At 70.6% G+C, this 26261-nt stretch carries 26 protein-coding genes and 1 tRNA gene; 8 read left to right on the top strand and 19 right to left on the bottom strand.

Features of this window, described 5'->3' with window-relative positions:
* Nucleotides 1-57: 57 nt before the first annotated feature.
* The 3 genes from ACH34S_RS33700 to ACH34S_RS33690 all read right to left on the bottom strand — a co-directional run bounded on the left by ACH34S_RS33700 (nucleotide 58) and on the right by ACH34S_RS33690 (nucleotide 2707).
* A complete protein-coding gene (locus ACH34S_RS33700) occupies nucleotides 58-1677 on the bottom strand; it encodes a cation acetate symporter (RefSeq protein ID WP_395956940.1) in 1620 nt (539 codons plus the stop codon).
* A gap of 41 nt (nucleotides 1678-1718) precedes the next feature.
* Nucleotides 1719-2108 (bottom strand): DUF485 domain-containing protein, encoded by a 390-nt coding sequence (locus ACH34S_RS33695; protein WP_395956910.1) that lies wholly within the window; start codon nucleotides 2106-2108, stop codon nucleotides 1719-1721.
* A gap of 263 nt (nucleotides 2109-2371) precedes the next feature.
* Entirely contained in the window at nucleotides 2372-2707 is a 336-nt protein-coding gene (locus ACH34S_RS33690; protein WP_395956909.1) for a VOC family protein, read from the bottom strand.
* Nucleotides 2708-2772: 65 nt separating this feature from the next.
* On the opposite strand from ACH34S_RS33690, the gene ACH34S_RS33685 reads away from it, so the two are divergent.
* Nucleotides 2773-3669 carry a sigma-70 family RNA polymerase sigma factor gene (locus ACH34S_RS33685; protein ID WP_395956908.1) on the top strand — a complete coding sequence of 299 codons (897 nt, stop codon included), beginning with the start codon at nucleotides 2773-2775 and terminating at the stop codon, nucleotides 3667-3669.
* Between the two features lie 88 nt (nucleotides 3670-3757).
* Here the strand turns inward: ACH34S_RS33685 and ACH34S_RS33680 are convergent, their stop codons facing one another.
* Nucleotides 3758-4045: a GlsB/YeaQ/YmgE family stress response membrane protein gene (locus tag ACH34S_RS33680; RefSeq protein WP_395956907.1), complete on the bottom strand. Its 288-nt coding sequence runs from the start codon at nucleotides 4043-4045 to the stop codon at nucleotides 3758-3760.
* A gap of 167 nt (nucleotides 4046-4212) precedes the next feature.
* Between ACH34S_RS33680 and ACH34S_RS33675 the strand changes: the two genes are divergently transcribed.
* Nucleotides 4213-5385: an FAD-binding oxidoreductase gene (locus ACH34S_RS33675; protein ID WP_395956906.1), complete on the top strand. Its 1173-nt coding sequence runs from the start codon at nucleotides 4213-4215 to the stop codon at nucleotides 5383-5385.
* Nucleotides 5386-5437: 52 nt separating this feature from the next.
* Here the strand turns inward: ACH34S_RS33675 and ACH34S_RS33670 are convergent, their stop codons facing one another.
* The 7 genes from ACH34S_RS33670 to ACH34S_RS33640 form a co-directional block, all read right to left on the bottom strand.
* Nucleotides 5438-6748, bottom strand: coding sequence for a cytochrome P450 (locus ACH34S_RS33670; RefSeq protein WP_395956905.1), 1311 nt, complete (start codon nucleotides 6746-6748; stop codon nucleotides 5438-5440).
* 154 nt (nucleotides 6749-6902) lie between these two features.
* Nucleotides 6903-8084, bottom strand: coding sequence for a hypothetical protein (locus ACH34S_RS33665; protein WP_395956904.1), 1182 nt, complete (start codon nucleotides 8082-8084; stop codon nucleotides 6903-6905).
* 502 nt (nucleotides 8085-8586) lie between these two features.
* Nucleotides 8587-8775 carry a hypothetical protein gene (locus ACH34S_RS33660; RefSeq protein ID WP_395956903.1) on the bottom strand — a complete coding sequence of 63 codons (189 nt, stop codon included), beginning with the start codon at nucleotides 8773-8775 and terminating at the stop codon, nucleotides 8587-8589.
* Between the two features lie 4 nt (nucleotides 8776-8779).
* Complete coding sequence (locus ACH34S_RS33655; RefSeq protein ID WP_395956939.1) at nucleotides 8780-9244, bottom strand: DUF6928 family protein; 465 nt, start codon at nucleotides 9242-9244, stop codon at nucleotides 8780-8782.
* Nucleotides 9244-10209 carry a hypothetical protein gene (locus tag ACH34S_RS33650; RefSeq protein ID WP_395956902.1) on the bottom strand — a complete coding sequence of 322 codons (966 nt, stop codon included), beginning with the start codon at nucleotides 10207-10209 and terminating at the stop codon, nucleotides 9244-9246. Before ACH34S_RS33650 ends, ACH34S_RS33655 begins: the two co-directional genes overlap by 1 nt.
* 1171 nt (nucleotides 10210-11380) lie before the next feature.
* The gene (locus ACH34S_RS33645) at nucleotides 11381-12178 is read right to left on the bottom strand and encodes a hypothetical protein (RefSeq protein WP_395956901.1); all 798 of its coding nucleotides are present in this window, start codon (nucleotides 12176-12178) and stop codon (nucleotides 11381-11383) included.
* A gap of 1058 nt (nucleotides 12179-13236) precedes the next feature.
* Nucleotides 13237-13309, bottom strand: a tRNA-Thr gene (locus tag ACH34S_RS33640).
* A 156-nt stretch (nucleotides 13310-13465) separates the two neighbouring features.
* Between ACH34S_RS33640 and ACH34S_RS33635 the strand changes: the two genes are divergently transcribed.
* From ACH34S_RS33635 to ACH34S_RS33625, 3 genes are read left to right on the top strand one after another with little or no spacing between them, the layout of a single operon-like run.
* The gene (locus ACH34S_RS33635) at nucleotides 13466-14017 is read left to right on the top strand and encodes a dihydrofolate reductase family protein (RefSeq protein ID WP_395956900.1); all 552 of its coding nucleotides are present in this window, start codon (nucleotides 13466-13468) and stop codon (nucleotides 14015-14017) included.
* Nucleotides 14014-14361 carry a YciI family protein gene (locus ACH34S_RS33630; RefSeq protein ID WP_395956899.1) on the top strand — a complete coding sequence of 116 codons (348 nt, stop codon included), beginning with the start codon at nucleotides 14014-14016 and terminating at the stop codon, nucleotides 14359-14361. Before ACH34S_RS33635 ends, ACH34S_RS33630 begins: the two co-directional genes overlap by 4 nt.
* Nucleotides 14358-15530, top strand: coding sequence for an RNA polymerase sigma factor (locus tag ACH34S_RS33625; RefSeq protein ID WP_395956938.1), 1173 nt, complete (start codon nucleotides 14358-14360; stop codon nucleotides 15528-15530). The genes ACH34S_RS33630 and ACH34S_RS33625 overlap by 4 nt, the downstream gene beginning before the upstream one ends.
* On the opposite strand, the gene ACH34S_RS33620 is transcribed toward ACH34S_RS33625, so the two are convergent.
* From ACH34S_RS33620 to ACH34S_RS33590, 7 genes are all read right to left on the bottom strand, one after another.
* A complete protein-coding gene (locus ACH34S_RS33620; RefSeq protein ID WP_395956898.1) occupies nucleotides 15514-16401 on the bottom strand; it encodes an EamA family transporter in 888 nt (295 codons plus the stop codon). The genes ACH34S_RS33625 and ACH34S_RS33620 overlap by 17 nt on opposite strands.
* An 89-nt stretch (nucleotides 16402-16490) precedes the next feature.
* Nucleotides 16491-17414 (bottom strand): 23S rRNA (guanosine(2251)-2'-O)-methyltransferase RlmB, encoded by a 924-nt coding sequence (rlmB, locus tag ACH34S_RS33615; protein ID WP_395956897.1) that lies wholly within the window; start codon nucleotides 17412-17414, stop codon nucleotides 16491-16493.
* Between the two features lie 162 nt (nucleotides 17415-17576).
* A complete protein-coding gene (gene cysS / locus ACH34S_RS33610) occupies nucleotides 17577-18968 on the bottom strand; it encodes a cysteine--tRNA ligase (RefSeq protein WP_395956896.1) in 1392 nt (463 codons plus the stop codon).
* A 90-nt stretch (nucleotides 18969-19058) separates the two neighbouring features.
* Nucleotides 19059-19916: an alpha/beta fold hydrolase gene (locus tag ACH34S_RS33605; protein WP_395956895.1), complete on the bottom strand. Its 858-nt coding sequence runs from the start codon at nucleotides 19914-19916 to the stop codon at nucleotides 19059-19061.
* 10 nt (nucleotides 19917-19926) lie between these two features.
* Nucleotides 19927-21171 (bottom strand): RNA polymerase sigma factor, encoded by a 1245-nt coding sequence (locus tag ACH34S_RS33600; protein ID WP_395956894.1) that lies wholly within the window; start codon nucleotides 21169-21171, stop codon nucleotides 19927-19929.
* Nucleotides 21168-21524 (bottom strand): YciI family protein, encoded by a 357-nt coding sequence (locus tag ACH34S_RS33595; RefSeq protein ID WP_395956937.1) that lies wholly within the window; start codon nucleotides 21522-21524, stop codon nucleotides 21168-21170. Before ACH34S_RS33595 ends, ACH34S_RS33600 begins: the two co-directional genes overlap by 4 nt.
* Nucleotides 21525-21635: 111 nt before the next feature.
* Nucleotides 21636-22376 carry a DUF6585 family protein gene (locus ACH34S_RS33590; RefSeq protein WP_395956893.1) on the bottom strand — a complete coding sequence of 247 codons (741 nt, stop codon included), beginning with the start codon at nucleotides 22374-22376 and terminating at the stop codon, nucleotides 21636-21638.
* Between the two features lie 467 nt (nucleotides 22377-22843).
* Here ACH34S_RS33590 and ACH34S_RS33585 point away from each other — a divergent pair, with 467 nt between their 5' ends.
* From ACH34S_RS33585 to fahA, 3 genes are read left to right on the top strand one after another with little or no spacing between them, the layout of a single operon-like run.
* Entirely contained in the window at nucleotides 22844-23788 is a 945-nt protein-coding gene (locus ACH34S_RS33585) for a DUF2637 domain-containing protein (RefSeq protein WP_395956892.1), read from the top strand.
* 51 nt (nucleotides 23789-23839) lie between these two features.
* Nucleotides 23840-24637: a hypothetical protein gene (locus tag ACH34S_RS33580; RefSeq protein WP_395956891.1), complete on the top strand. Its 798-nt coding sequence runs from the start codon at nucleotides 23840-23842 to the stop codon at nucleotides 24635-24637.
* A 51-nt stretch (nucleotides 24638-24688) separates the two neighbouring features.
* On the top strand, nucleotides 24689-25906 hold the full coding sequence (fahA, locus tag ACH34S_RS33575; RefSeq protein ID WP_395956890.1) for a fumarylacetoacetase: 1218 nt from the start codon (nucleotides 24689-24691) through the stop codon (nucleotides 25904-25906).
* A 21-nt stretch (nucleotides 25907-25927) separates the two neighbouring features.
* Here fahA and ACH34S_RS33570 read toward each other — a convergent pair whose 3' ends face one another.
* Nucleotides 25928-26257, bottom strand: coding sequence for a hypothetical protein (locus tag ACH34S_RS33570; RefSeq protein ID WP_395956889.1), 330 nt, complete (start codon nucleotides 26255-26257; stop codon nucleotides 25928-25930).
* Nucleotides 26258-26261: the final 4 nt, after the last annotated feature.

Raw genomic sequence — 26261 nt, 5'->3', positions numbered from 1 at the left:
GCACATTAGGGAACGGTCCCGGCCGGCACGATTCTCACGCTCCGTCACACCGCGACGTCAGGGCGCGCCCGCCCCGGTGAGCGCCCGGACGGAAAGATCGTCATAGCGTTCGCGGTCGGCCTTCTCCCGGCCGAGCAGGGTTCCGGCGACCGCGCACGCGAACCCGATCGGGATCGCGACGATGCCCGGATTCTCCAACGGGAACAGGTGGAAGTCGATGCTCGCGGGGAACAGCGACAGGCTCTCCCCCGTCGCCGGGTCGGTCTTCCCCGAAACGACGGGCGAGAAGAGCACCAGCACCAGCGAGCTGATCAGCCCACCGTAGATGCCGGCGACGACGCCCGCGGAGTTGAACCGCCGCCAGAACAGCGACAGGACGATGGCCGGGAGGTTGGCGGCGGCCGCCATCGAGAACGCCAGCGCGACCAGGAACGCGACGTTCAGGTTGCGCGCGACGACCGCGAGGACGATGGCCAGCGCGCCGACAAAGAAGGCCGCGAGCCGGGCGACCGCCACCTCCTGCGACTCGCGCGGGCGGCCGAGCATCAGCACCTGCCCGAAGTAGTCGTGCGCCAGCGACGTCGACGACGCCAGCACGAGCCCCGACACGACGGCGAGGATCGTCGCGAACGCCACCGCGCCGACGAACGCGAGCAGGACGTCGCCCGCGACATGCCCGCCGAGCTGCTCCCCCGCGGCGTGCGCGAGCTGCGGGACGGCGGTGTTGCCGGACGGGTCCTGCGCGACGATCTCGTCCCGTCCGACCAGGGCCGCGGCGCCGAAGCCCAGCAACGGCGTCATCAGGTAGAAGACGCCGACGAGCCCGATCGACCACGACACCGACCGGCGCGCGGCCGGCCCGTCCGGGACGGTGAAGAACCGGGTGACGATGTGCGGCAGGCCCGCCGCGCCGAGCACGAGCGCGAGCGCGAGGCTGATGAAGTCGAGCTTGTTGACGATCGTCTGGTAGGCGTCGCCGGGGACGTCCTGCCCGTAGCGGAGGCCGGGGCGCAGGAACGCCTCGTCCTTGCCGCTCGCGTCGGCCGCCGAGCCGAGCACGGCGCTGACGTCGAACCCGAACCTGCCGAGCACCAGCACGGTCAGCACGGCGGCGCCGGCGGTCAGCAGCGCCGACTTGATGATCTGGACCCAGGTGGTGCCCTTCATCCCGCCGTAGGCCACATAGAAGATCATCAGGCCGCCCACGACGACGATCGTGACCGTTTCGGCGGCGTCCGCGGACATGCCGAGGAACCGTTCGCCGTGGTGGATGCCGAGCAGCAGCGACACCAGCGCCCCGGCCCCGACCATCTGCGCCAGCAGGTAGAACACGGAAACGGTGACGGTGGACACGGCCGCCGCGCGCCGCACCGGCGCCTGCCGCTCCACCCGCCGGGACAGGACGTCCCCCATCGTGAACCGGCCCGCGTTGCGCATCAGCTCGGCCAGCAGCAGCGCGAGGAGCCACGCCACCAGGAAGCCGATCGAGTAGAGGAACCCGTCATATCCGGACAGCGCGATGATCCCGGCGATGCCGAGGAACGACGCGGCCGACATGTAGTCGCCCGCGAGCGCGATGCCGTTCTGCGGGCCGGAGAACGTCCGCCCGCCCGCGTAGAAGTCGTCGGCGCCGCGCGTGTTCCGCCGCGCCCAGACCGTGATCCCGAGGGTGATCATGATGAACGAGACGAACAGCCCGAACACCAGCGCGGACCCCGTCACCGCAGCTCACCGGCCAGCGGATCGAGGCGGCGGCGGGCGTACGCGACGTACACGCCCGCCAGCACGAACGTCGAGACGAACTGCAGCCCGCCGAGCAGCAGCGCGACGTTGAGGTGACCCGCCACCGGCCGTGCCATGAACTCCCGGGCGAACGCGGCCAGCCCGACATACGCGAAATACCACCCGAGGAACAGCGTCCCGACGGCCGCCGCGACCCGCCGGTATCTCCGCCTGAGCAACCGGAACGCCTCATAGCCCGCGATCGGCGCGTACTGCCCCGGAGGGGCCTCCCGCCGTCCCCGCCCCTGCCGATCCTGCTCGGCCCGGTGTTTCTGTTCCCCCCGCTGGTCCGGCTCGTGTCCCGCGACCTTCGAGTCCCCCAACATCTGGCCTCCCCTAGACCCGACGTGACTCTCTGCAATTCTTCGATCGCTCTATGAGATCAAAATTTCGCCCGTGCCAAACCCGATTTGCCGAGATGCATACCTCGGGCGACCACGGGCGGCCGGGCGCTGGGGTTGCGGTGCGAGGCGCGCGGAGCGGGCCGGGCGGCGGGAGGAGCGGTGGGAGGGCGGTGGGGCCCGGCGGCACGGGACGGACGGCGGCCGGGCGGCGCGTTCGGGGCGTCCGCGCCGTCCGGCCCTGGGGCCTACGGGTTCTGGGTGATGCCGATGATGTTGCCGGCCTGGTCCTTCAGGATGGCGATCCGCTTGCCGCCGCCGACGTCCTTGACGTCCTGGACCGTCTCGGCCCCGGCCTCCAGCAGCGCCTTCATCGTTCCCTCGATGTCGTCGACGTGGTGGTAGGCGGTGGGGCCGTGGCGGTGGCCGTGCGGGTCCAGGCCGATGTGCTGATCGCCGATGTCGTAGCCCACGTAGTACGGTGCGTCGGCGGTGGGCTCGACGCCCAGCAGGCGGCCGAACAGGGCCTTGGCCTTCGCCAGGTCCTGCACGGGGTAGATGATCGTCTTGACGCCCTCGTTCATGATCTCTCCTTGGTGGGTTCTCGCCGGTCACTGCTATGACACGCGCCGACGGAAGGCTGTGACGGATGGCCGGGGACGAGTTTCTGGCGGACGCGTTCGAGCGGCACAGGCGGCATCTGCGGTCCGTCGCCTACCGGATGCTGGGCTCGTCCGGCGAGGCGGACGACGCCCTCCAGGAGGCGTGGCTACGCGCCAGCGGTGCCGGTGCCGGTGCCGGTGAGGTGGAGAACATCGGCGGCTGGCTGACGACGATCGTCGGCCGCGTGTCCCTGAACATGCTCCGCTCCCGCGGCACGCGCCGCGAGGACCCGCTGGACGATCACGTCCCGTCCGCGCCATCCGCCCCGGCCGGGCTGGCCCGGGACGCCGCGGTCACGCCGGAGGACGAGGCGGTGCTCGCCGACTCGGTCGGGCAGGCGATGCTCGTCGTCCTCGACACCCTCGCGCCCGCGGAGCGGCTCGCGTTCGTCCTGCACGACATGTTCGCGATGCCGTTCGACGAGATCGCCCCGATCGTGGAGCGGACCCCGGCCGCCACCCGCCAGCTCGCCAGCCGGGCGCGCCGCCGCGTCCAGGACGCGCCCGCCGCCACCGGCCATGACCTGTCCCGGCTCCGCCAGGTCGTCGACGCATTCCTCGCCGCCTCGCGGGCCGGCGAGTTCGAGGAGCTCCTCGCGCTGCTCGACCCCGAGGTGCTGCTGCGTGCCGACGCCGCGGGCGTGGCGACCGGCGCCCCGGCCCTGGTCCGCGGCGCGTCCGCCGTGGCGGAGACCTTCTCCGGGCGTGCCCGCGCGACGCGTCCCGCCATCATCGACGGGGCGGCCGGGCTCGTCTGGTCGGTCGGGGGCCGCCCGCGCGTGGTGTTCGACTTCACGATCGTGGACGGCCGGATCGTCGCGATCGACCTCCTCGCCGACCCCGGGACCCTCGCCCAGCTGGACCTGGAGATCCCGGCCCCCTGACCCCGGCCCCTGTCCCTGGTCCGCCGGCCTCCGCGCGTTCGGCGGAACGCCTGCGACGGGCGGGGCGGGCGAGGACGGGGCCGGGGGTCTAGCGCGGCGAGCGGCGTCGCTGTTTGCCGCGGGCCTTGATACCCGCGACCAGCGCGACGCCGAGCATGGCGAGGCCGACCTGGAAGACCAGCTCGATCCAGTCGATGCCCTTGGTCGTGGACACGCCGACCGACTGCGCGATCGCCGTTCCGATGATCGCGGCGGCGATGCCGACGAGCACGGTCAGGATGACGCCGATGGGCTGGCGGCCGGGCAGCAGCAGCCGCCCGAGCGCACCGATGATCGCGCCGATGACGATCGCGGTGATGATGCCTGTGATGTTCATGCCGTCCCTGTGCCCATTAAGGACGAGCAGTCACATCGCCGCAGGCCGCACCGCTTCCAGCCGCAAATTTAGTCACTAATCTTGACTATCAAGATCTGTGACTATAGCGTCGTCCGTAGCCGGGCACCGCGCCCCGCGGCCCGGCGACCTCCGGAAGAAGGAAGATCATGAGCACCTCGACCGCGATCCGCAGCGACGACCTCCTCGTCATCGAGGCCACGGGCACGGCGGACGTCCGGGCCGCGATCCTCACGGCCCGCGACCGCGGGCTGCCGCTCACCGTCCAGGCCACCGGGCACGGCACTCTCGTCGAGCCGGACGAGGGGCTGCTGCTGAAGACGTCCCGCATGGCGCGCGTCCTGGTGGACCCGTCCCGCCGCATCGCCCGCGTCGGCCCCGGCGCCCGCTGGAGCGACGTCATCGCCGCCGCCGCACCGCTCGGGCTCGCACCGCTGTCGGGGTCGCACGCCTCCGTCGGCGTCGCCGGGTACACGCTCGGCGGTGGCGTCGGCTGGCTGTCGCGCCGCTACGGGTTCGCCGCCGACCACCTGCTGCGCGCCGACGTCGTCACCGCCGACGCGCGGGCGCTGACCGCCGACCACGACCGCAACGCCGACCTGTTCTGGGCGCTGCGCGGCGGCAGCGGCAACTTCGGCATCGTCACCTCGCTGGAGTTCCGGCTCCACCCGGTGTCCACGGTCTACGCCGGGACCGCGGTGTTTCCCGCCGACCGGGCCGGTGACGTCCTCACCCGCTTCCGCGATGAGGCCGCCGCCCGCCCCGACGCGCTGAGCGTCTCCATCGCCGTGACGGACCACGCCGAGCACGGCCGCGTCGTCATCGTGCGCGGCGTCCACGCGGGTCCGGCGGACGACGGCGAGCGGGCCCTGCGGTCACTGTGCCGGGCCGGCGGGCGGCCGCTGCACCACGACTTCCGGACGATGCCGTACGCCGCGACCGAGTCCCTCGGCAGCACCCCGCCCCACCACTTCCACCTGGTCGACGACCTGCCCGACCCGCTGATCGCCGCGATCGCCGGGAGCGGCGTGTCCGGTATCGAGATCAGGCACTGGGGCGGCGCGATGGCGCGTCCGGCCGCGGACGCCGGGCCGGTCGGCCACCGCGACGTCCCCTTCTCCCTCACCATCGACGGCACGGCCGCGGACGCCGCGCCGCTGGCCGCGTATTCGACCGGCGGGTCGTTCCTGAATTTCCTGCACGACACGTCCCGGACGGCCACCGCCTACACCCCGGAGAACTTCCGGCGGCTGCGCGAGGTGAAGCGGACCTACGACCCGCAGAACGTTTTCCACCGCAACCACAACATCAAGCCCGCCTGAAATGCGAGGCGACCGGAATGACCACCGTCCCCGATGCGCGGCCCGCGCAGACCTATCTGCGAGAGACGCGCATCGGGACGGGTCCGGCCGGACGGTAGGTGATCTCCGCCCGTCCGGGAACGGCCATTCCCGGTGCCAGATCGAGCCGGTGCGTACGGCTGATCGTCGCGAGCATCAGCGTCGCCTCCAGCATCGCGAAACCGGCGCCGACACAAATGCGCCGACCGCCACCGAACGGCAGGTACGCATATCTGGGACGGTCCGTCTCCCCCATGAAGCGCTCGGGCTGGAAGCCCTCGGGATTGGGCCAGAATTCGACGTTCCGGTGCAGCAGATAAGGCGGAATCGCCAGCGTCGACCCGGCCGGAATGAAGACCCCCGCGACGTCGTCGTCCTCGACCGCATCGCGTTCGATGGTCCACGCCGGAGGATAGAGGCGCATGGCCTCGGAAAGGACGGCGCGCGTCCAGGGGAGGCGATCGACGTCCTCGGCCTGCGGGTCCCTTCCGCCCAGCACTTCGTCGACTTCGTTCTCCAGCCGGTCCCGCGCCGCCGGGTATCGGGAAAGCAGGACGAACGTCCAGGCCAGCGAGGCGGCCGTCGTCTCGTGCCCGGCCAGCAGGAGCGTGAGAACCTCGTCGCGCAGCTCGTCCTCGGAAAGTCCGCCGCCCTCTTTCAGCAGATCCAGCAGCTCCCCGCCCGACCCTTTGACGACCGTCTCGACCATTCCGTCGAGATGCGCGACGCCGTCCTTCAACCACGGCATTCGCTCGTAGACCCCGCGCCGCGCCACCCCGCCTGGCAGGAACGTGCCGATCACGGCGGCCCGCTGGAGCGCCTCCAGCGACCGCCCGGTCCTTGCGGCTTCACCGGCGAGTTCGCTGCCGAACAGGGCGCGTCCCACCACGTCCAGCGTGAGCCGCCGCAACTGCCCGGCCGCGTCGAGCAGCACGCCGTCGGGCCACCGCTGGACGCCCCTGCGGGTGATCTCCACCATCCGCGGCGCGAACGCGGCGATGTGCCGCTGCGCGAACACCGGCTGCACGAGCCGCCGATGCCGCTGCCACGTCTCGCCCTCGCTCGTCAGCAGCCCGTCCCCGAGGAAGGCGCGCAGCGGACGGTACGTGAACGCCTTCACATAGTTGCTCTGGTTCGCGACCAGAACGTGCTCGGCGTGCTCAGGCCGGGACAGCAGAAAGAACGCCCGCCGCATGCCGAACGGCACCTGAACCGCGTCCCCGTAGCGCCGGGCCAGCGCGCCGTACGTCGCGAGCGGATCCCTGGCCATCCGCCCCCACCATCGAGCGGCCTCCACCCCGGCCCTCGGCCCGGCCACGCTCCGCTGATACGTCGGCGATCTCATGCCCTCAACCGTAAATCCGCCCCCTGCACACGGGCGACCCCTGGCAAGCCACGGCACCGAGAGCCGTTCAGCGTCGGCGAACCCCAGTCATTGGACGACCTCTTGGGCCGGCGCATTTTCCCGACCACCACAGCGGTGGATTGCCCTCGATGTCTCAGAAAACCGGAGGCTTCCCCAGCCGAACGGGGCTCCCCGGCCCGCCCACGACCGGCCCCTCCGGCCACAGATTGGCGAGGTCGGTCGGCGTGAGCGGGGCCCGGTAAGCCGCCTGGAGCACCTTCCGGGAAACGTCCGCACCGGCCTCGGCAAGAGCCACGAACCAATCGAACCCGGCCGGATAGGACCACATATAGCTACGGTGCTGGACGTCGGCTCCGCGGTCGGTGAGATACCGGGCGATGCTCCTGTCCGTCCACCACGGAACGGCGGTTCTCACATAGTCGGCGCACTCTCCGACGGGCGCACCATCGTTGAGGGCCCGATGCACCCCGGCCAGAATGAGCTGGCTGTAATGGGAGAGCCGGAGGCGAGCGATCAGCACCTTGTCCTCGGGCAGTAGGAAAAGCGGCCACGCCTGGGCGATGCCCTCCGCCATGACCTGCAACGGTGCGTGAATGCTGAAAAGGCGCACCCAGGGAACGTCCTCGGCTTCGGCCTGCGCGGTGTAGCTGGCGCTCTGCAAACCGTGCCCGAGAACCTCGTGCAGCGCGAACTGCCGGGCGCCCGTCTGGGTGAATTCGACGTTCGGAAGGTTGAGGCGCAGGCGGACGTCCTGTCCGGCCCCGTCCAGCCAGTACGCCCAGTAGGCCTCTACGTCGGCGGTCTCGATCGTCAGCCGATAGGGCGCGGTGCTGCCGGTCGCCTCGCGCACGACGGGCTCCAGTTCCTCGGTGGCCTGCCGGATCGCATCGGGAGCCTCGCTCACGTCCAGGAGCCCCTCGGCCTCCCGCAACTCGGCGTTGGTCCGGGCGCCCCACCCGATGCCGAGGTCGGCGCACGCGGCCCGGGCCTGCTCAGCGCGCTCTTCCAGATACTCGTCGGGCCACCCGGCCGTGCCACACCCCTGGGTCGCCCGGACGTAGTCGTCCAGTGGAAGCCGCTCGCCGATGAGCGCCCCGAGATAGGCCAGATCGGCATCGAGCCGATCCGCGAGCACCCCCGTCGCGTCGGCGCGCAGCTCGGTGAACCGGCGGTAGAGGCTCAACCGGTCCGCGGCGGGCTCGGCGGTGTTGCGTCCCGGCGCACAGTCGAAATCGACGATCGGTGATCCACCGTGGCCGATCTCGTAGGCGTCCCAGGCCCGGATGAGGGTCTCGATCTCGTCGCGCAGGTTCATGGGGGGCACGTCCCGTCGGAGAGTGAAGGCTTGCCGATCATTGTGATCGCGACAACGCCCACCAAGTAGCCCCAAACAAGGTCATCTTCGACAAACCATCTGGCGTCCCGTTGTCCACATCCCCCTCCACCCCAGGTGAACACCCCGCACCCGCCGACGGACGTCCAGATAAGGACACGAGGCGGCGAAATCACCCCGAGGCTAGTTGGCGCCCAACCCGGATGTCCGGATCGTCGCGTCATGGAGCGTGGAACCCCAGAAGGGCGGCGGCTGCCGACGCCGGGTCAACGCCACGACCTGCAAGGACCACGTGAACGGCCCTGTACCACTGAAGACCACCGCAGGCAACGAGACGCCCGCGCGACCACCCATCGCCGCGCACCAGCCGCCCGGTCGTTCCGAGCTGCCAATGCCTCAAGGACCTCGTAGCGGAGCACATGCCTTGAGGGGAGTTCGAAACAAAACTGTGGCATCTCGCTGGTCCTTGAGCGGTGGCACCTACTCAGGGAACGTCGATCTCGATCAGCGAGCCGTCGGGACCGTAGGTGAAGCGTCGCGGTGGCCCCATGGCTTGGACGGCCTCCGCAATGGCGGCCTCGTGCTCGGCGACCTCGTCCGGATCGGCGGGATCGGTGAGCTGGAAACCGCGCAGGCCGACCTCGTACGGATCGGCGTCATCCGGCTCGGGCATGCCCTCAAGAAGGAACCCCAGCAGCGCCCGCAACGCCTCCTCTCACCGAGGTCAAGCGGGTGGACGGCAACGCGTACGGCTCATCCGACCAGGCGGGATCATGCGGGACGGGGTGTTCCCCCGCCCAGTAGGGCGCCTCGAACGAAAGCGGTCCGCCGATGTTCTCCATGACCCCGTTATCAGGGGAAAGGCTGAGCGAACGGATCAGCCGCCCGTCCTCCCAAATGGCGAAGGCCAGCCAGTCGACGACGCTGTGCATCGCATGCAGAACCAGCCTGCGCCCCGCGCTCGCCTCGGCCAGATGAGCCGCGAGCTCTGAGGGACGGTCGAGCATCACCCGCTGATCGCAGACGAGGTCGACACCCGGAAGACTTGCGGCGTAGGTCATCCCATAAGGCGGATAGCAACCGTCCCCAAGGCTGGACGGTTCATCCTCTCGAACCGCCCACCCGGGATAAAGACGCTCGATCAGAGCCGCGGTTCCCTGCGGATCCGGTGCGGGGCCGCATGAAGGACTTCTTTGACGTCCCCGTCGGCGTACACCAATAGCCCAGTCTTTGCTCCCATACCCGCTCCCCGTTCCAGATCAACGACGGCCGGAGCCCATCGACCCGCAAGGACAGCCGGGAGCGCCGAATTGGTTGCGACTGGCGGCGAGCCCCTGCCACACGGCCTGGCTTCCGAAGGCAACAGCCCCAGCAGCCGCCGACGTTCGTGAAAGCCCATCTGATCGAGGAGATGCAGCGCACAAACGGTGACCGGAAGCTCGTTCACGGATCCTCGAAAGGCATTGTCGGTGTCCCAGCCGGTGTGGTGCTCGACAGCGGCCAAAACCGCGACTTCGTTCCCGCCGACCATCTCAGCGGCGAACTCGAGCAGATCACCCGCCGTCGTTCCGCGCATCAGATCGGCGAGTCCACGCACCCGCGTCAGCATCTCCGTACCGGCCTGAGCAGGGAAGACCGCCGCCAGGGGCGCAAGCGCCAGCCGTACCGCCGTGCACTCCCCATCCCACCGCGCGAGCGCGTGCCCGGCGACGGCCTCCACGGCGGCCCGCGCACGGGCCTCACTGACCCGATCGGCGTCGGCGCGCTCGTCCGGCCAGCACTCGGCGGCATGCCGCTCATGGACGGTCGCGATGGCGAAAAGAAGCCTGACCAGGTTCATCCGATGGGGCGCCGGAACCCGGTCGTCGACCGCCAACCAGGCGACCACCTCGACACCATCCGCGGTATCCCGCGAGCAGGTGTCCTGATGAAGGATCTCGTTATAGAAGAACCCGAGGAAATCTCGATCGTCCCGAAAGGAACCGAACGCGGTGTCATAGAGCACCTGTGCGTGTATCGGGACACGTCCCGCCTCGACCCGGTCATCGACCACCAGCCGGAACGTCTGCCGGATCTCAGGTCCGAGCCCCTGGACGAGCAACCACATCCGGTCCGACTCGAGAACCGGCCCGGTCGTCCTACGAACCGCTGATCCTCGAAGCCTCCGATGAGCCGACTCGCCTCGACATCCTGGCCTTCGCTCAAGTGCCCGAGCGCTTGCACTCCCACTTCCTGTGCCTGACCTTGCCCACGCAAGACACCGAGCCCGGCTTCATCGCCTGCCTTCGGGCCACCGTCTTGTCCACCGACATCCACTCCGGAACCAACCACTCACGCGTGTGGACCGACCAATCACGCGTCCTACGCAGCCTGCGGCCTGCCAGGAGCGGCTGACCGGCCCGCACGATGAAACGCCGCCGTCTCGTGAAGCGCGGAAGGACCACAGGTTGATCCTTCCCGGCCGAGGTCAGCAAGCCCCCGGCCCCGTACAACCCCTTGCAATGATCACAAAGGGCCTCTGACGTGGGAGTCGGCGAGGGACTTGAAACCCTAACCTTTATGGTTGGACAACGATCGATGACTCTCCATGTCACCAGTTGTAACGTGCGTGTCATGTCAAGTAGTGATCTGCTTGGACTCATCACCCTGTGCCTTTTTATCGGCCCTGTCGCAATAATGCTTGGCGCGCCTGAGTCTTTCGAAAGACATGGCCTGTGGGTTCTGAACGCGGCCGTTTGGTTATTCGTACTCGGATTCACTTTCGCGCTCGGCTACGTGATAGCGCTCGCCAGCGGGGCCGGAAAAGCTCTCAGTATCGGGGCCGGTTCCGCTGTAATGGTATGTGGCGTGGTCGCATTACGTGGAATCTCCACGTTGAGCTCGCGACGATCCTCCCGTGCTCAAGAGTCACCGAATGAGAGCAGGCCGGACGAGATGGACGACTACTGGAGAAGCGACTGAGGCGGACAGACTGCCGGAACAGTACGCGCCAGTGCCAAGCCTCACACCCGAGCTTCGTGAGCCTTATGCACGACCGCCTTCCAGCCCAGCCAGCACTGGAATCCAGCCAAACGAAGTGTCCTCTGGCACAAGCCGCGACTGTGGCGTCCCCCGGTCGGCCGTTCAGCCCGGGGGCCAGTGTGCCGTTGGGAGATCGCATCATCGATGCGGCTCTCATACCGGTATGCAGGCCGCTGTCGTAGGGCCTGCATACCGGTGTCGAGGCGCCCGGCATCTGCGTAGTGCGCATCTTGCCGGTTAGGAGAAACTCTTAGACGCTAGGGCTTCCACACAAACGCGTGCATGTTGCCGTCCGCCGTGTCGCCGTATCCGGTGACTTGGCCCCTCGCGTTGATCCCCTGCCCCAGGCTGGTGGTCCCGCCGCTGAGCGTGCCCAAATCCCGCATGCCACCCGACGCAGTCCACACAAACGCACGCGTGTTGAAGTCCGCCGTGCCGGCGAACCCGGTGACCTGACCCTTCGCGTTGATCCCCTGACCGGAGCTGCTAGTTCCGCCGCCGAGCGTGCCAAGATCCCGCATACCGCCCGACGGGGTCCACACAAACGCATGTGTGCTGCCGTCTGCGGTGGCACTGATCCCCGTGACGTGCCCCTGCCTGTTTATCGCGATCCCGAGGCTGAACGCCCCGCCGAGCGTGCCCAGATCCCGCATGCCGTCCGACGCAGTCCATACAAACGCATGCTCAGTGCGGTTGAACGGCCCGGTCGAAGAAGCTCCCGTGACCTGTCCCTGCGCGTTGATCCCGCGACCCTCGCTGGACCTCCCGCCGAGCGTGCCCAGATCCTGCATGCCGCCCGACTCGGTCCACAAGAAAGCATGCAGGCCTTCCGCCGAATTACTGGCCCCGGTGACCTGGCCCTGCCCGTTGATCGCTTCCCCAGAGCTGCTCGCCCCGCCGAGCGTGCCCAGATCCTGCATGCCACCCGACTCGGTCCACCGGAATGCATGGTTGCTGCCGCCTCCCGTATTGCCGGACCCGGTGACCTGGCCTAGATCGTTGATCGTCCTCCCGGCGCTGCTCGTCCCGCCGGTTAAGGTGCCCAGATCCCTCATCGTCCCTGCCAGCGGCGCTGACGTAGGCGCCGCGGCCGCTGCGGCCCCGGCGACCGCAACAGGCGCTGTCAGTACCCCGGTCAGTATGGCCACAGTGGCTAAACCATGGCCTCTCCGATATCGCCTGACTAACATGTCCGATCCCTTCCTAGCCGACCGGTTTAGTCGGCCTGTCAGGCAATCACAAAGCAGAAACGGCCGTCAAGGAATTTTCCTCCAACCCATGAATCGCCCCTGAACGATGGGTGATGGAGTCGTAAGGGCAGCCGAGGATCGCGAGCCCCCACATCGGGCACGTTAGGCCACCTCAGGACTGCCGGAGTTCCTGTCCGGGGGCAAGGATTGCATCTGCCAGTTCGGCCGTGTCGACATGCCCTGTGGAATCGACGGTGAGGGGCGTTGCCCTGCCGCGTTCGGTAATGAGCCACGCCAAGATGGGTTCCGTGAGTGGTGCACCTCCTTCATCGTCCCAGTGCGCACGCCATCCGCCTCCTGAGATGGCGGCTACTGCGGTTTCCGCCCTTTCCAGATGAGAGAAGTCCTCCCAGTCCGTAACAGGACGCATCATGCCGCGCTCTGGGTCGACTACCAACGCCAAGCCGGTCTCCGAATCCCACCCTTCGACGTCGCGTGCGCGCCCCGTCTGGGAGTCCGTGCCCTGAAGAATGCGGTCCAGCCAGTTCGATTGAGGTACAGCACGGGAGCATTCTGGCCTAGCGCTCTCATTCGCCTGTCCAGGCGGACGGGCGCCAGAAGCGCCTCGACTGGCTCACCATCCGGGACGTCCAGACCTGGCTGAACAAGCTTCCGAGCGCCTGCCAGTGCTGCGCGCAGGGACAGGACGCCAACGACTTGCGGTGCACGGTGACCGGCGGACGCGACGGTGGTTCAGTGCTCTCGCGAAGGCTGCCAGGACTTCCCGACTCGGCGGACGATCGCCTCGGCGCGGAACGCGCTCAACCACGTCATGACGGAGTGACATCACCTTCACGACCAGGACGGGCCGACCTGTTAGCAAACAGCCCCCTTCCTTGATCGGAAGGGGGCTTTGGCGTGGGAGCCGGTGAGGGGACTTGAACCCCTAACCTTCTGTTTACAAGACAGATGCTCTGCCAATTGAGCTACACCGGCGCGCTCGTCCGCATCGTAGTCGACTTGGTGGGGGGCTTGTGCGGGGGTGTGTGGGGGCTGGGGAAGTTTTTTCGCGTGGGGTGTCGATGTGGGGTGGGGGCGTTCGTGTAGAGGGTGAGACGACGGCGTTCGTGAGGAGGGGTCGTGGGGAAGTTGATGCTGGTGGAGCATCTGACCTTGGACGGGGTCATGCAGGGGCCCGCGGCGGCCGATGAGGATACGCGGGGCGGGTTCGTCCGTGGTGGGTGGGGTGTTGCGGGGAACGACGAGGTCATGGGATCTGTGCTGGGGAAGGGGCTGGGGAGAGAAGGGGCGATGCTGTTCGGGCGGTGGACGTACGAGCAGTTCTACGGGTTCTGGCCCCATCAGACCGGCAATCCGTACACCGGGGCGTTGAACCGGGCGCGGAAGTATGTGGTGTCCAGGACGCGGCGGGAACTTCCCTGGGAGAACTCGGTGCTGATGTCGGACGTGGGAGACGTCGCCCGGATCGAGGAGGACCTCACGGTGCTCGGGAGCGGGGAGCTCGCGCGGGAGCTGATGCGGCGGGGGCTCGTGGATGAATGGCTGCTCATGGTCCATCCGCTGGTGCTGGGGACGGGCAAGCGGTTGTTCGAGGGGGTCGAGGTGGATCTGCGGCTCGTGGATTCGGTCGTGACGACGACGGGGGTCGTGATCGCGACGTATCGGGGCAGGGAGGAAGCATGAAGCTGTACGCGCTCAACATGATCCAGCCCGTGGGTGAGGTGCCGCCGTCCGAGGTGCTGGAGCCCGTGATGGCGGAGCTCGCGGAGATCCGGCGGGACCTGGAGGCGCGGGAGGAGTGGGTCTTCGGGAGAGGGCTGCACCAGCCCGAGACGAGCACCGTCGTGCGGCTCCGGGACGACGAGGTGATCGCGACCGATGGGCCGTGGACGGAGGGCAAGGAGTTCGTCGGCGGGATCATCATCATCGCGGTGGAGGACCTGGACGCGGCGCTCGAGGTGGCGGCGCGGTACGCGCGGGTGACGGGGCTGCCGATGGAGGTGCGGCCGTTCCAGGGCGAAGCCTGATCGAGCGGGTCTTCCGGGAGGAGCATGGGCGGGCGGTGTCCGTCCTGGTCCGGGTCTTCGGCGACGTCGACGTGGCCGAGGAGGCGGTGCAGGACGCGTTCGCCGAGGCGGTGAAGCGGTGGCCGGAGGGCGGGGCGCCGCCGAGCCCGGCCGGGTGGATCATCACGACGGCGCGGAACAAGGCGATCGACCGGCTGCGGCGGGAGGCCGCGCGGGAGGGGAAGCAGGCGCAGGCCGCGCTGGTGAACGTGGTGGAACCGGTCGAGGAGGGGCCCGTGCGGGACGAGCGGCTGCGGCTCATGTTCACGTGCTGCCATCCGGCGCTGGCGCTACAGGCGCGAGTGGCCCTGACGCTGCGGTTGCTGGGCGGGCTGACGACGGCGGAGATCGCGCGGGCGTTCCTGGTGCCGGAGGCGACGATGGCGCAGCGGCTGGTGCGGGCGAAGGGGAAGATCCGCGACGCGGGGATCCCGTACCGGGTGCCGGAGGAGGCTGATCTTCCGGGGCGGCTGTCCGGCGTGCTCGCCGTCGTCTACCTGGTGTTCAACCAGGGGTATGGCGGGCGGGAGGACTTGGCGGCGGAGGCGATCAGGCTGGGGCGGGTGCTGGCGGAGCTGATGCCGGACGAGCCCGAGGTTCTGGGGCTGCTCGCGTTGATGCTGCTGATCGAGTCGCGCAAGGGTGCCCGGATGCGGGACGGCGAGCTCGTCCTGCTGGCCGATCAAGACCGGGGGTTGTGGGATCGGGGGCTTGTGGAGGAAGGGCAGGCGCTCGTCCGGCGGTGCCTGCGGAGGAACCGGCCGGGGCCGTACCAGATTCAGGCGGCGATCAACGCGGTGCACGGTGATGCGGCTCGGGCGGAAGACACTGATTGGCGGCAGATCCTGCAGCTGTACGACCAGTTGATGGTGGTCGCGCCGACGCCGGTGGCGGCGCTCAACCGGGCCGTGGCGGTGGCCGAGGTCGCGGGCGTCGAGGAGGCACTGGTGGAGGTGGACGGGCTCGACCTCGGCCAGTACTACCTGTTCCATGCGATTCGTGCTGATCTGCTGCGGAGGCTCGGGCGGAATGCGGAGGCTGTGGAGGCTTATGGCGAGGCTATGGAGCGGACGGAGAACGAGGCCGAGCTGGCCTTTCTGAGGGGGCGGCGGCTCAGCGTGCGCGGTTGAAGGTCTGGCCTGCGACCAGGGCGCCCAGGGCGATGGTGAAGCCGACGATCTGCCAGGGCGTGAGCGTCTGCCCGAGGATCAGCAGCCCGGCCATGGTGGCGATCATCGGGTTGGTGAGGCCGAGCAGGGACACGGAGGTGGCGGGCAGGCGGTCGATGCCGCGGAACCAGAGGGCGTATGCGATCGCGGTGCCCACGAGCCCAAGGTAGGCGAAGCCGAGGAGGTTCTCGCCAGAGATGGTGGCCGGGGCGCCTTCGGCAAAGAAGGTGAGCGGGGCGAGGGCCAGGCCGCCGACGGTGAGCTGCCACCCGGTCATCACGAGCGGCGACTCGGGGCGTCCCCACTTCTTGGCCAGCACGATCGCGGTCGCCATCAGGGACGTCGCGATGAGCATGGCGCCGATGCCGAGCGGGTCGAGCCTGGCCTCGGAGCTCAGGGTCAGCAGCGCGACGCCGCCGGTTCCGGCGAGCGCGGCGTACAGGACGGCGCGGGCGGGCCGGACGCCCAGGACGCCGAGGGACAGCAGCGCCACGACCAGCGGCTGGACGGAGCCGATCGTCGCGGCGACCCCGCCGGGCAGCCGGTACGCGGCGAAGAAGATCAGCGGGAAGAAGGCCCCGAAGTTCAGCATGCCGAGGACGATCGACTTCCACCACCACTCGCCGCGTGGGAGGCGGCGGGTGACGGCGAGCAGGATCAGCCCGGCGGGCAGCGCGCGGAGCGTCGCGGCCAGGAGCGGGCGGTCCGGGGGAAGCAGCGTCGTGGTGACGACGTAGGTGGTGCCCCAGCTGGCCGGCGCGAGCGCCGCGAGGACCAGGTCGGTGGTGTAGCGGCTCCGCTGGACCTGCGGGAGGGCGAGGGCGGCGGTCAACGTGATCACCTCGGCGTTCGGGACGGCCTGACGGCTGTTACGAGAACGCCAAGTCTGTGAACGTTGATATTATTCCCGTTGAAGAAAAGTTAGCTGGTGCGGAGCCGGCTGATCTCGTACAGCGCGATCCCGGCGGCGACGCCCGCGTTGAGCGACTCGGCCCGACCCGGCATCGGGATCGTGACCAGCAGGTCGCAGGTGTCGGCGACCAGGCGGCCGAGGCCCTTGCCCTCCGAGCCCACGACCAGCACGAACGGCCCGTCCGCGACCTCCAGGTCGGCGACCGCGGAACCACCCCCGGCGTCCAGCCCCGCGACGAAGCAGCCCGCCTTCTGGTACGCCTTGAGCTGCCGGGTGAGGTTCGTGGCCTGCGCGACGGGCACCGTGGCGAGCGTGCCCGCGGACGACTTCCACGTCCCGGCGGTGACCCCGGCGGCCCGCCGCTCCGGCACCACGACCCCGGCGGCGCCGAACGCGGCCGCGGACCGGACGATCGCGCCGAGGTTGCGCGGGTCGGTGATGCCGTCCACCGCGACGATCAGCGGCGCGGGGCCGGTGAGCAGGTCGTCGGGGTGCGCGTACCGGTACGTCCTGACCTGCAGCGCGATGCCCTGGTGGACGGCGCCGTCCGTCATCCGGTCCAGCTCGTTCTTGCCGGTCTCCAGGAGCGGGATCCGCCGGTCGGCGGCGATCTGGATCGCCTCGCGGACGCGCTCGTCGGTGCTGGACATCACGTAGAGCGTCGACCCCGGAACCCCGGCGCGGAGCGCTTCGAGGACCGGGTTGCGGCCGGTGACCAGCTCGGGGACCTCGCCGGTCGCGCGGCGGGCGCCTGCCGGACGGCCGGCGGGGCGATCACGGGTCTCGGTGGCGGGCTTCGCGCGGCCGCCGGGGCCGAGCGTCGGGGTGCCGGTGCGCTTGGCGCTCTTGACGGCGCGGGCCTTCTGGCGCTTGCCGTGCCAGTGCCTGTCCTCGGCCTTGGGAGTCGGTCCCTTGCCCTTGTGCTTGGCCATGTCGGTATGCCCCTCGCGACGGTTGCGGTTCGCCCGCCCTCGTGACTGCCGGGGCGGCTCGGTTCTCAGCGGGACGGCGGCGAACCCCCGCGAACGTCCAATTTTATCTGCCGCGCGGCACCGCCCGGGCACGGCCGCGCGGCACCGGCCATGCACGCGGCGTCAGCCGCGCTTGAGTTCCCAGCGGGCGCCCTGTGGGGTGTCCTCGACGACGATTCCGGCCTCCGACAGGCTGTCGCGGATCGCGTCGGCGGACGCGTAGTCCTTGCGCGCGCGCGCCGCCTGGCGCTGCTCCAGCGCCACCGCGACAAGCGCGTCCACGACGGGACGCAGATCGTCCTCACCGGCCCGGCTCCACTGCGGGGACAGCGGGTCGACGCCCAGAACGTCCCCCATCGCCCGGACGTCCGCGAGGTGGCGGCGCACCGCGTCACGGTCGCCGGACGCGAGCGCGCTGTTCCCCTCCCGGACGGTCTCGTGCAGCACCGCCAAGCCGGTCGGGACGCCCAGGTCGTCATCCAGCGCGGCGGCGAACGCGGCCGGGACGGCGGGCGCGACCGTGCCGACGAGCTCGGAGGCGCGCGTCGCGAAGCCCTCGATGCGCTGGTAGGCGGAGACGGCCTCGGCCAGGGACGCGTCCGTGTAGTCCATCAGCGACCGGTAGTGCGCCGAGACCAGGTAGTAGCGCACCTCGACGGGACGGGCCTTGCCGAGCAGATCGGGCAGCAGCACCACGTTGCCGACGGACTTGCTCATCTTCTCGCCGTCCACGGTGAGCAGCCCGTTGTGCAGCCAGTAGCGGGCGAACCCGTCACCGGCCGCCCGCGACTGGGCGATCTCGTTCTCGTGGTGCGGGAAGATCAGGTCGACGCCGCCGCCGTGGATGTCGAACGCGGGCCCCAGGTACTTGGTCGCCATCGCCGAGCACTCCAGGTGCCAGCCGGGCCGCCCGTCGCCCCACGGCGTCTCCCACGACGGCTCGCCGGGCTTGGCGCCCTTCCAGAGCGCGAAGTCGCGCGGGTCGCGTTTGAGCTGCTCGTTGGGGGTGTCGCCGGCGGAGCGCATGTTCTCCAGCCGCTGGTTCGACAGCTCGCCGTACTGGTCGGCCCACGACTTGACGTCGAAGTACACGTCGCCGCCGACCGCGTACGCGTGGCCCTTGTCGATCAGCCGCCGCATCAGCGTGATCATCTCCGGGACGTGCCCGGTGGCGCGCGGCTCGATCGTCGGGGGCAGGCAGCCGAGCAGGTCGTAGCCCTGCGTGAAGACCCGCTGGTTGCCCTCGGCGACCGCGAACCACGGCACGTCGCAGTCCGCCGCCACCGCGATGATCTTGTCGTCGATATCGGTGACGTTGCGGGCGAAGGTGACCTCGTAGCCGGACGCGCGCAGCCAGCGCAGCAGGACGTCGTAGATCACGCCCGACCGCAGATGCCCGATGTGCGGGGACGCCTGCGGGGTGGCACCGCACACGTACATCCCCACGCGGCCCTCTTCGAGAGGCTCGAACGTGCGGACGGTACGGGTGCCGGTGTCGTAGAAGCGCAGACTCACAAGCCCAGGTTATTGGAATCGGGCTTACCGCGGCGCGCCTGGCGCGACAAGGACCCTATGCCAGTTGCCAATACCCCCCATGCCGTCGAGTTAGGGCGTGGAGAACACGGCGTGCAGCCTGGTGGCGAACGCTTCCGCCTCCTGCCCGAAGCCGCCGTGGTCGCCGGGGTAGGTCTCGGCCTTCGTGCCGAGCCGCTCGGCCAGCGCATGGACCGCCTGATGCGGCGGCTCGCCCGCGGACTTCTCCCCCGCGACGAGAACGATCCGAGTCGGCGAGCGGCGCAGCGCGTCGACGTCGGGGACCCAGCGTCCGAACCCCGGAACCTCGTAGCCGACGAAGAAGTCGGTGTTCTTCTCGAAGCGCGCGAACATCTTCAGCATCTCCGGATCGGCCGCGCCGGCATGCTGATCGGCCGAATCGTGCTCGTGGTCGTCCGACTCGCCGCCGCCCATGCCCAGGCCCGCGCCGAACGTCTCCATCGCCGGGCCGACGCCGCCGTCGCGGTACGCCCGCTCCACGTCCGCGATCACGGACTCCCAGTGCTCGGGGTCCGGCAGCAGCATCAGCAGCGACGGCTCGTGGGCGACCAGCGTGCGCACCTGCTCGGGATGGCGCTCCACCAGCGCCACCGCGATCTGCCCCCCGGAGCTGTTGCCGAACACGAACGCCGGCTCGCCGGGCGACACCTCGGCGAGCAGCCGGGACGCGTCGTCGGCGTGGACGTCCACGCGCTGCGGCTCCGGCGGCCCGTCGAGCGGGCTGCGCGAGTTGCCGCGCCGGTCGTAGGTCACGACCGTGTACCGGTCGGCGAGCAGCCCGGCGAGCCCGGCGTAGCCCGCCGCGTCGTAGATCCCGCCGCAGATCAGCAGCAGGACGGGCCCGGAGCCGCGCACCTCGTAATGGAGGGTCGCGCCCGGGACGGCAAGGGTTCGCACTGTCGGTTCCATCGAAATGTCCTTATCGGTTGAGCCGGGCGGCGCGGGATTCGAGGTAGCGCCGTTCCGGAAGGCTGGTGGTGGTGCGGGCGGCCTGCCGGTACGCCTCCCGTGCCGCGTCCGCGTCGCCCGCCATCTCCAGCAGGTGCGCCCGGACGGCGGCAAGCCGGTGATGCCCGGACATGCGGTCGTCGTCGGCGAGCGGCCGCAGCAGATCCAGCCCGGCGGACGGGCCGTCCACCATCGCGACCGCGACGGCCTCGTTCAGCGTGACCATCGGGTTCGGCGACAGATGAGACAGAAGCCGGTAGAGGGCGAGGATCTGCGGCCAGTCGGTATCCTCCGGCCGCGCCGCCTCCGCGTGGACGGCGGCGATCGCGGCCTGCAGCTGGTACGGGCCGGGCGGCGACCAGGTCAGCGCGTCGGTGATCAGCGCCGTGCCCTCGTCGATCGCGTCCCGGTTCCAGAGCGTCCGGTCCTGTTCGGTGAGCGGGATCAGCAGGCCGCCGTCCCCGCTGCGGGCCGCGCGCCGCGCGTCGGTCAGCAGCATGAGGGCGAGCAGGCCGGAGACCTCGCCGTCGTCGGGGAGCAGCCGGTGCAGCGCGCGGGCCAGCCTGATCGCCTCCGCGGTCAGGTCGGCGCGCTGCAGGTCGGGCCCGCTGGAGGCGGTGTAGCCCTCGTTGAAGATCAGGTACAGGACGTGCAGGACGGCCCGCAGCCGCTCGCCCCGCTCCTCCGGCGGGGGCGGCGCGAACCGCGCCCCGCTCGCCTTGATCTTCTGCTTGGCGCGGCTGACCCGCTGCGCCATCGTGGCCTCCGGCACGAGGAACGCGCGGGCGATCTGCGCCGTGGTGAGGCCACCGACGGCGCGGAGCGTCAGCGCGACCTGCGACGACGGCGACAGCGCCGGATGGCAGCACAGGAACAGCAGGGTCAGCGTGTCGTCGCGGTCGCCTGGACGGTCGTCCTCGTCCAGGGGCGCGCCCGCCTCGTCGCCCCGCTCCTTGGTGAACACGGCCGCCTCGCGGTCGCGGCGGGCGCGCTCGCTGCGCCACTGGTCGGTGAGCCGCCGCGTCGCGACGGTCAGCAGCCAGCCGCGCGGGTTCTCCGGCACGCCGTCCGCCGGCCACTGCACGGCCGCGGCGAGCAGCGCCTCCTGGACGGCGTCCTCGCAGGCGTCGAACGCCCCGTGCCGCCGGACGAGCGTGCCGAGGACCCGCGGCGCGAGCTCGCGCAGCAGGTCCTCGACGGCGGCCGGGACCGTCACATCTCCGTCCCGGCATCGTTCATGATCGCCCGGACCTCCATGCGGCCGCCGAACCGGACGTCCGGCCAGCGCTTGGCGATCTCCACGGCCCGCTCCTCCGACTCGCAGTCGACGGTGAGATAGCCCGCGAAGTGCTCCTTGGCCTCCAGGAACGGCCCGTCGGTCACCGCGGGCTGCCCGCCCTTCGACACGACGTTCTTGGTCGTGGACGGGTCGGCCAGCCCCTCCCCCGCGACCCACTCGCCGGACTCCGACAGCTCCTGCATGAGCCCGTCGACCTCCGCGAACAGCGCCTCGCGCTCCTGCTCCGTCAGCTCCTCGACGAACCCGGGCCGGTTGAAGATCAGCAGCATGTATTTCACGGTCGTTGCTCCTCGTGTCGTTGATGCGCCCCTGCGCGGGACGTCCGTCACCCATGGATCGGAGCGGCGGACGCCTTCTCGACATACCCCGCGAAAAAAACCTCAGGGAAGTTCGGTCAGGTCTCTGACCTGGTGACATAGTGCCGTGAACGCCGGCGCGTCCGGCATCTGGGCCGCGACGGTCAGCAGATCCGTCCAGCCGGCCGTGGCGCGCACGATCACCAGGCCGTTGTCGATCTCGACCTCGCGGACGACCGGCCACGGCAGCCGCTCGCCGTCCTTCTCGACGCCCTTCAGGTCGACGGTGAACGGCCCCATCCGGACGCTCTCCCCCGCCTTCACCGCCGCCAGGTGCCGCGGGACGATCCGGGCCGTGACCTCCTCGGCCACGGCGATCCCGAGGGCCCGCACGTCCGGGATGTCGTCGCCGAGCCGCAGCACGCGCCCGTCCGCCGCGACGATCGTGAACGACCAGCGGGTGCGGTCGTCGGCCTCGTCCTGGACGCCGGAGACGGTGACCGACGTCAGCTCGTCCCACGCGTAACCGGTCTTGCCGCCCCGCCCGGAGACCGACAGGCCGCCGGTGTGCAGGACCACGACCCGGCCGCGGACGGCCGGCCGCGCGTGCCCGACGATCCAGCCGACCGCGCCGCCGTACCCCATCGCGATCACGAGCGCCGGAACGCCCACCCACCACACGCGGGCGCGCAGATAGAGGATGGCCACCGGCACGAGCGACAGCACGGCCGGGACCAGCAGTGCGAGCCAGGCCCAGGTGCGGCGGCCGGCGGCCCGCCCGTCGAACGTCCGGACCGGCTCGCCAAGACGATCCCCCGGAATCACGACCCTGCCTTCCCGGCGGCGACCCCCGGCCCCGGAAGAGGCCGATCCGATGATCCTCGCTCCGCTGCGATCATCAAACTCTGCCCCACCGAGGAGCAACCCCAGACCCCCAAGAGGGGTCGGCTTGATGATCCTCGCTTCGCTGCGGTCATCAAGCTCTGCCGCACTGGGGGGCGACCCCCAGACCCCCGAGACGGTCGGCTTGACGATCCTCGCTTCGCTGCGGTCATCAAGCTCTGCCGCACTGGGGGGCGACCCCCAGACCCCCGAGACGGTCGGTTTGATGATCCTCGCTTCGCTGCGGTCATCAAGCCTCCTCTCGGGATGTCGTCGTCCATACCGTACGTCGGCGCCCATATCGCTCGCAGCGCGATGTGATCATCTGGAATGGACGGGCCGCCACCGGCCGCGCTGGCTAATCTCGCCTGTGGACCTTCACAGGCGCGACTTCCCCCGGAACGAGTGACATGCCATCTGACCCGACCCGGCCCTCCTTCACCCCGGTGCAGCGGCGGCTGCTCACCGCGCTCGCCGGCCTCATCGTCGCAGCGCTGGCGGGGGCCGCGTACGCGCTGACCTACGACGTGCTCCGCGACCTCGCCCGCTACGGCGGCGTCGGCGACCGCTGGGCGCCGCTCTACCCGGCGATCGCCGACACCCTCACCGCGCTGACGATCCTGTCCCTCGTGATCACCCGGAACGCCCGCTGGTGGACGCGGCTGCTGCGCTGGGCGCTGCTGCTGGTCCTCGTCGCCGGGGGCGCGGCCGTCTCCGTCCAGAACTCGGTCTGGGGCATGACGGAGCTGCCCCGCGACTCGGTCCGCGCGGGCGTGGCGGTGGCGCCGCACATCATGCTCGTGCTGGGCGTGTGGCTGTGGCTGACGATGTTCAAGCAGATCCGCGTGTCGCGTCCCGTCGCCGAGGAGGTCGCGCCCACCGATCAGCGCGGCCATGTGAAGGTCCTCGAACCCGCCGCGGCCGGGCCGCTCGCCCTGGAGGCCCCGGCCGACCCCGCCGAGCCTCAGCCAGAGTCGCCCTTCGATTTCCTGGACGAGACCGAGCCGCTGATCCCCTTCGCCCCCGAGGAGCCCGTGGCGCCGCTGGACACCGTCCCGGAGCCTCGTCCGCCCGCGACCCCCGCGATCGGCCCGCCCGCGCTGCTGCCCACCGATGTCGAGCTGGTCAGGACGCGCGAGCGTCCGGCCACGGAAGACCGGCCGGTCGCGTCGACGACCCGTCCCGACATCGTGATGCCCGGCTCCCCCGGCCCCGGCTCCGATACTGGCGAGGACGCCGACGCCCGGCCCGGCGACCGCGCCGACGACCCTGACGCCGACGACGGCTCCGCCCAAGACGTGAATCCGCCGCCGGCCAGCAGCTTCCGCAGCAGCCCCACGCCTCCGGCCGACTGAACCGCGCCGCGGACGGCGTGACGCGGGCGCGCGGCGGGGTACCTAGGCGCCATGAGCGATCTCCTCGCTCGGCTGATCGACGACGCCGCGCTCGGCCCGCCGGACCGCGACCGCGACCGCGTCCCGATGGACGGGGCGCTGGCGGCGCACCGTGCGGCCGCCCGGGACCCGGCCACGGGGCGGTTCCTGTGCCCCGCGTCGCGGTTCGCCGAGCTGCGGGCGCTGCTCGTCCCGGAGGACCTGCTCGATCTCGGCCTGATCGCGGACATTGGGATCGAGGAGTTGCCGGAGACACTGGACGCCGTCGGCGCCGAGCCGCGCGTCCGGATATCGGCGGTGCGGATCGCGCTCCCGGAAGAGGCCGACCAGGCGCGGGCCGCCGCCGTGACGATCGCGCAGCTCCCCGGCGACGTGCCCGCGCACATCGAGGTGCGGCACTCGCCCGGATGGCGCGACGTGCTCGACCGCATGTCCGCCGCCCAGGAGCATGGCGCTGCGCTGGGCGTCGCTCATCGCATGGACGGCCCGCCCGTCGAGGCGGCGGCGTTCATCTCGGCGTGCGCCGAACGCAGCCTTTCGTTCACGTGCACGGCCGGGGCGGAGCGCGCCGTCCGGCACCAGGACCGCCACGGCTTCCTGAACATCCTTCTCGCCACGGCCTCCGCGACGCACGGGCACGAGGCCCGGCCGGCGCTTGAACGCACCGACGCCTCCGGCCTCGCCGCCGACCTGCTGGCGCTGCCCGGCGCCGAGGCGCGGGCGACGCGCCGCCTGCTGCTCTCGTTCGGCGTGCCGGGCCTCGACGCCGCTCTGTCCGCGCTGTCGCTGATCAGAGCGCCCGCCGCCTGACCCCGCCGGCGCCACCGGGTGAAAGGGGTTTACCGGGGAAGATATCGCTGCATGACCACCGATTCGTGGGTCGAGGTCGATCCGGACGGCGGCTTCGGCGTCGAGAACCTGCCGTACGGGATCTTCTCGCGTCCCGGTGAGCTGCCCCGCGTCGGCGCGGCCATCGGCGATCAGGTGCTCGATCTCGCGGCGATGTCCGCGGCGGGCCTGGTCGAGGACCGCCACTACTTCGCCTCCGGTTCGCTGAACGCCTTCATGGTGGCCGGGCGCCCCGTCTGGGAGGCCAACCGCGCCCGGCTCGTCGAGGTGCTGACCGACGAGTCGTACCGCGAGCGGGTCGAACCCCACCTGATCCCCGTCTCGGACGTCGAACTCCAGCGCCCCTTCCAGGTCGCGGACTACGTCGACTTCTACTCCTCCGAGCACCACGCCAGGAACACCGGGCGGATCTTCCGCCCGCGCGACGAGCCGCTGCCGTCCAACTGGAAGCGGCTGCCGATCGGCTATCACGGGCGCGGCGGCACCGTGTACCCGTCCGGGACGCCGGTCATCCGGCCGTCCGGGCAGCGCAGGACGCCCAGCGAGCCGGAGCCGTCGTTCGGGCCGTCGCAGCGGCTGGACTTCGAGGCGGAGGTCGCGTTCGTCGCGGGCGTGCCGTCCGTCGCGGGGCGCGGCGTTCCGGCGGGCGCGTTCCGCGATCACGTGTTCGGGTTCGTCCTGCTGAACGACTGGAGCGCCCGCGACCTCCAGGCGTGGGAGTCGCGTCCGCTCGGCCCGTTCCTCGGCAAGTCGTTCGCGACGTCGATCTCCTCGTGGGTCGTGCCGGTCGCCGCGCTGGAGGCAGCCCGCGTGGAGCCGCCCGTCCAGGACCCGGCTCCGCTCCCCTATCTGCGCTGCGACGAGCCGTGGGGCCTGGACCTGCAGCTGGAGGTCCTGATCAACGGCCAGGTCGTCAGCCGTCCGCGCTTCGCCTCGATGTACTGGACGCCGCCGCAGCAGCTCGCCCACGCCACGGTCAACGGCGCTCCGCTGCGCACCGGGGACCTGTTCGCGTCCGGGACGGTCTCGGGCCCCGAGCACGGCCAGCGCGGCTGCATGCTGGAGCTGAGCTGGAACGGCCAGGAACCGCTGGAGCTGGCCGACGGCACCAGACGCTCGTTCCTGGAGGACGGCGACACCGTCACGATCCGGGCCCAGGCCCCGGGCGCGTCCGGCTCGCGCGTCACGTTCGGCGAGGTGACCGGCACCGTCCACCCCACCCGCGCCTGAGGCCAACGCCGACCATCCGCCCTATCGCCACTGGGTGAGCGGCGCGAATCCCGGCGTGTGGACCGACCGCAGGTGCAGCGACGCCCCCTCGCCCGCCTCGTCAGGCGCGCCCGCCCCGTCAAGCGCGGCGCGGCCCACGACCGCGCCTGCCTGCGGGGGCCGGGCCGGGTCCGCCGCGTCCTCGTCCTCGGGCTCCGCGAACGTCCCACCCGCAGGGCAGCCCTCGGTACCGATGCCGCCGGCCCCCCGGTGCGCGTCCTCCGCCCACCGGCGAAGACTGCCCGGCGAAGACTGCCCGGCGACGATGCCACAGCCGTCGGGACGCGCGCCGGACGGCGCCTTCGTCCCCACCCGG

Origin of the sequence: Actinomadura sp. 3N508 (assembly GCF_044326375.1) — a bacterium.
Classification (GTDB): Bacteria; Actinomycetota; Actinomycetes; order Streptosporangiales; family Streptosporangiaceae; genus Spirillospora.
Note: the sequence above shows the minus strand (reverse complement) of the source record. Positions and strands in the feature narration are given on the sequence as shown.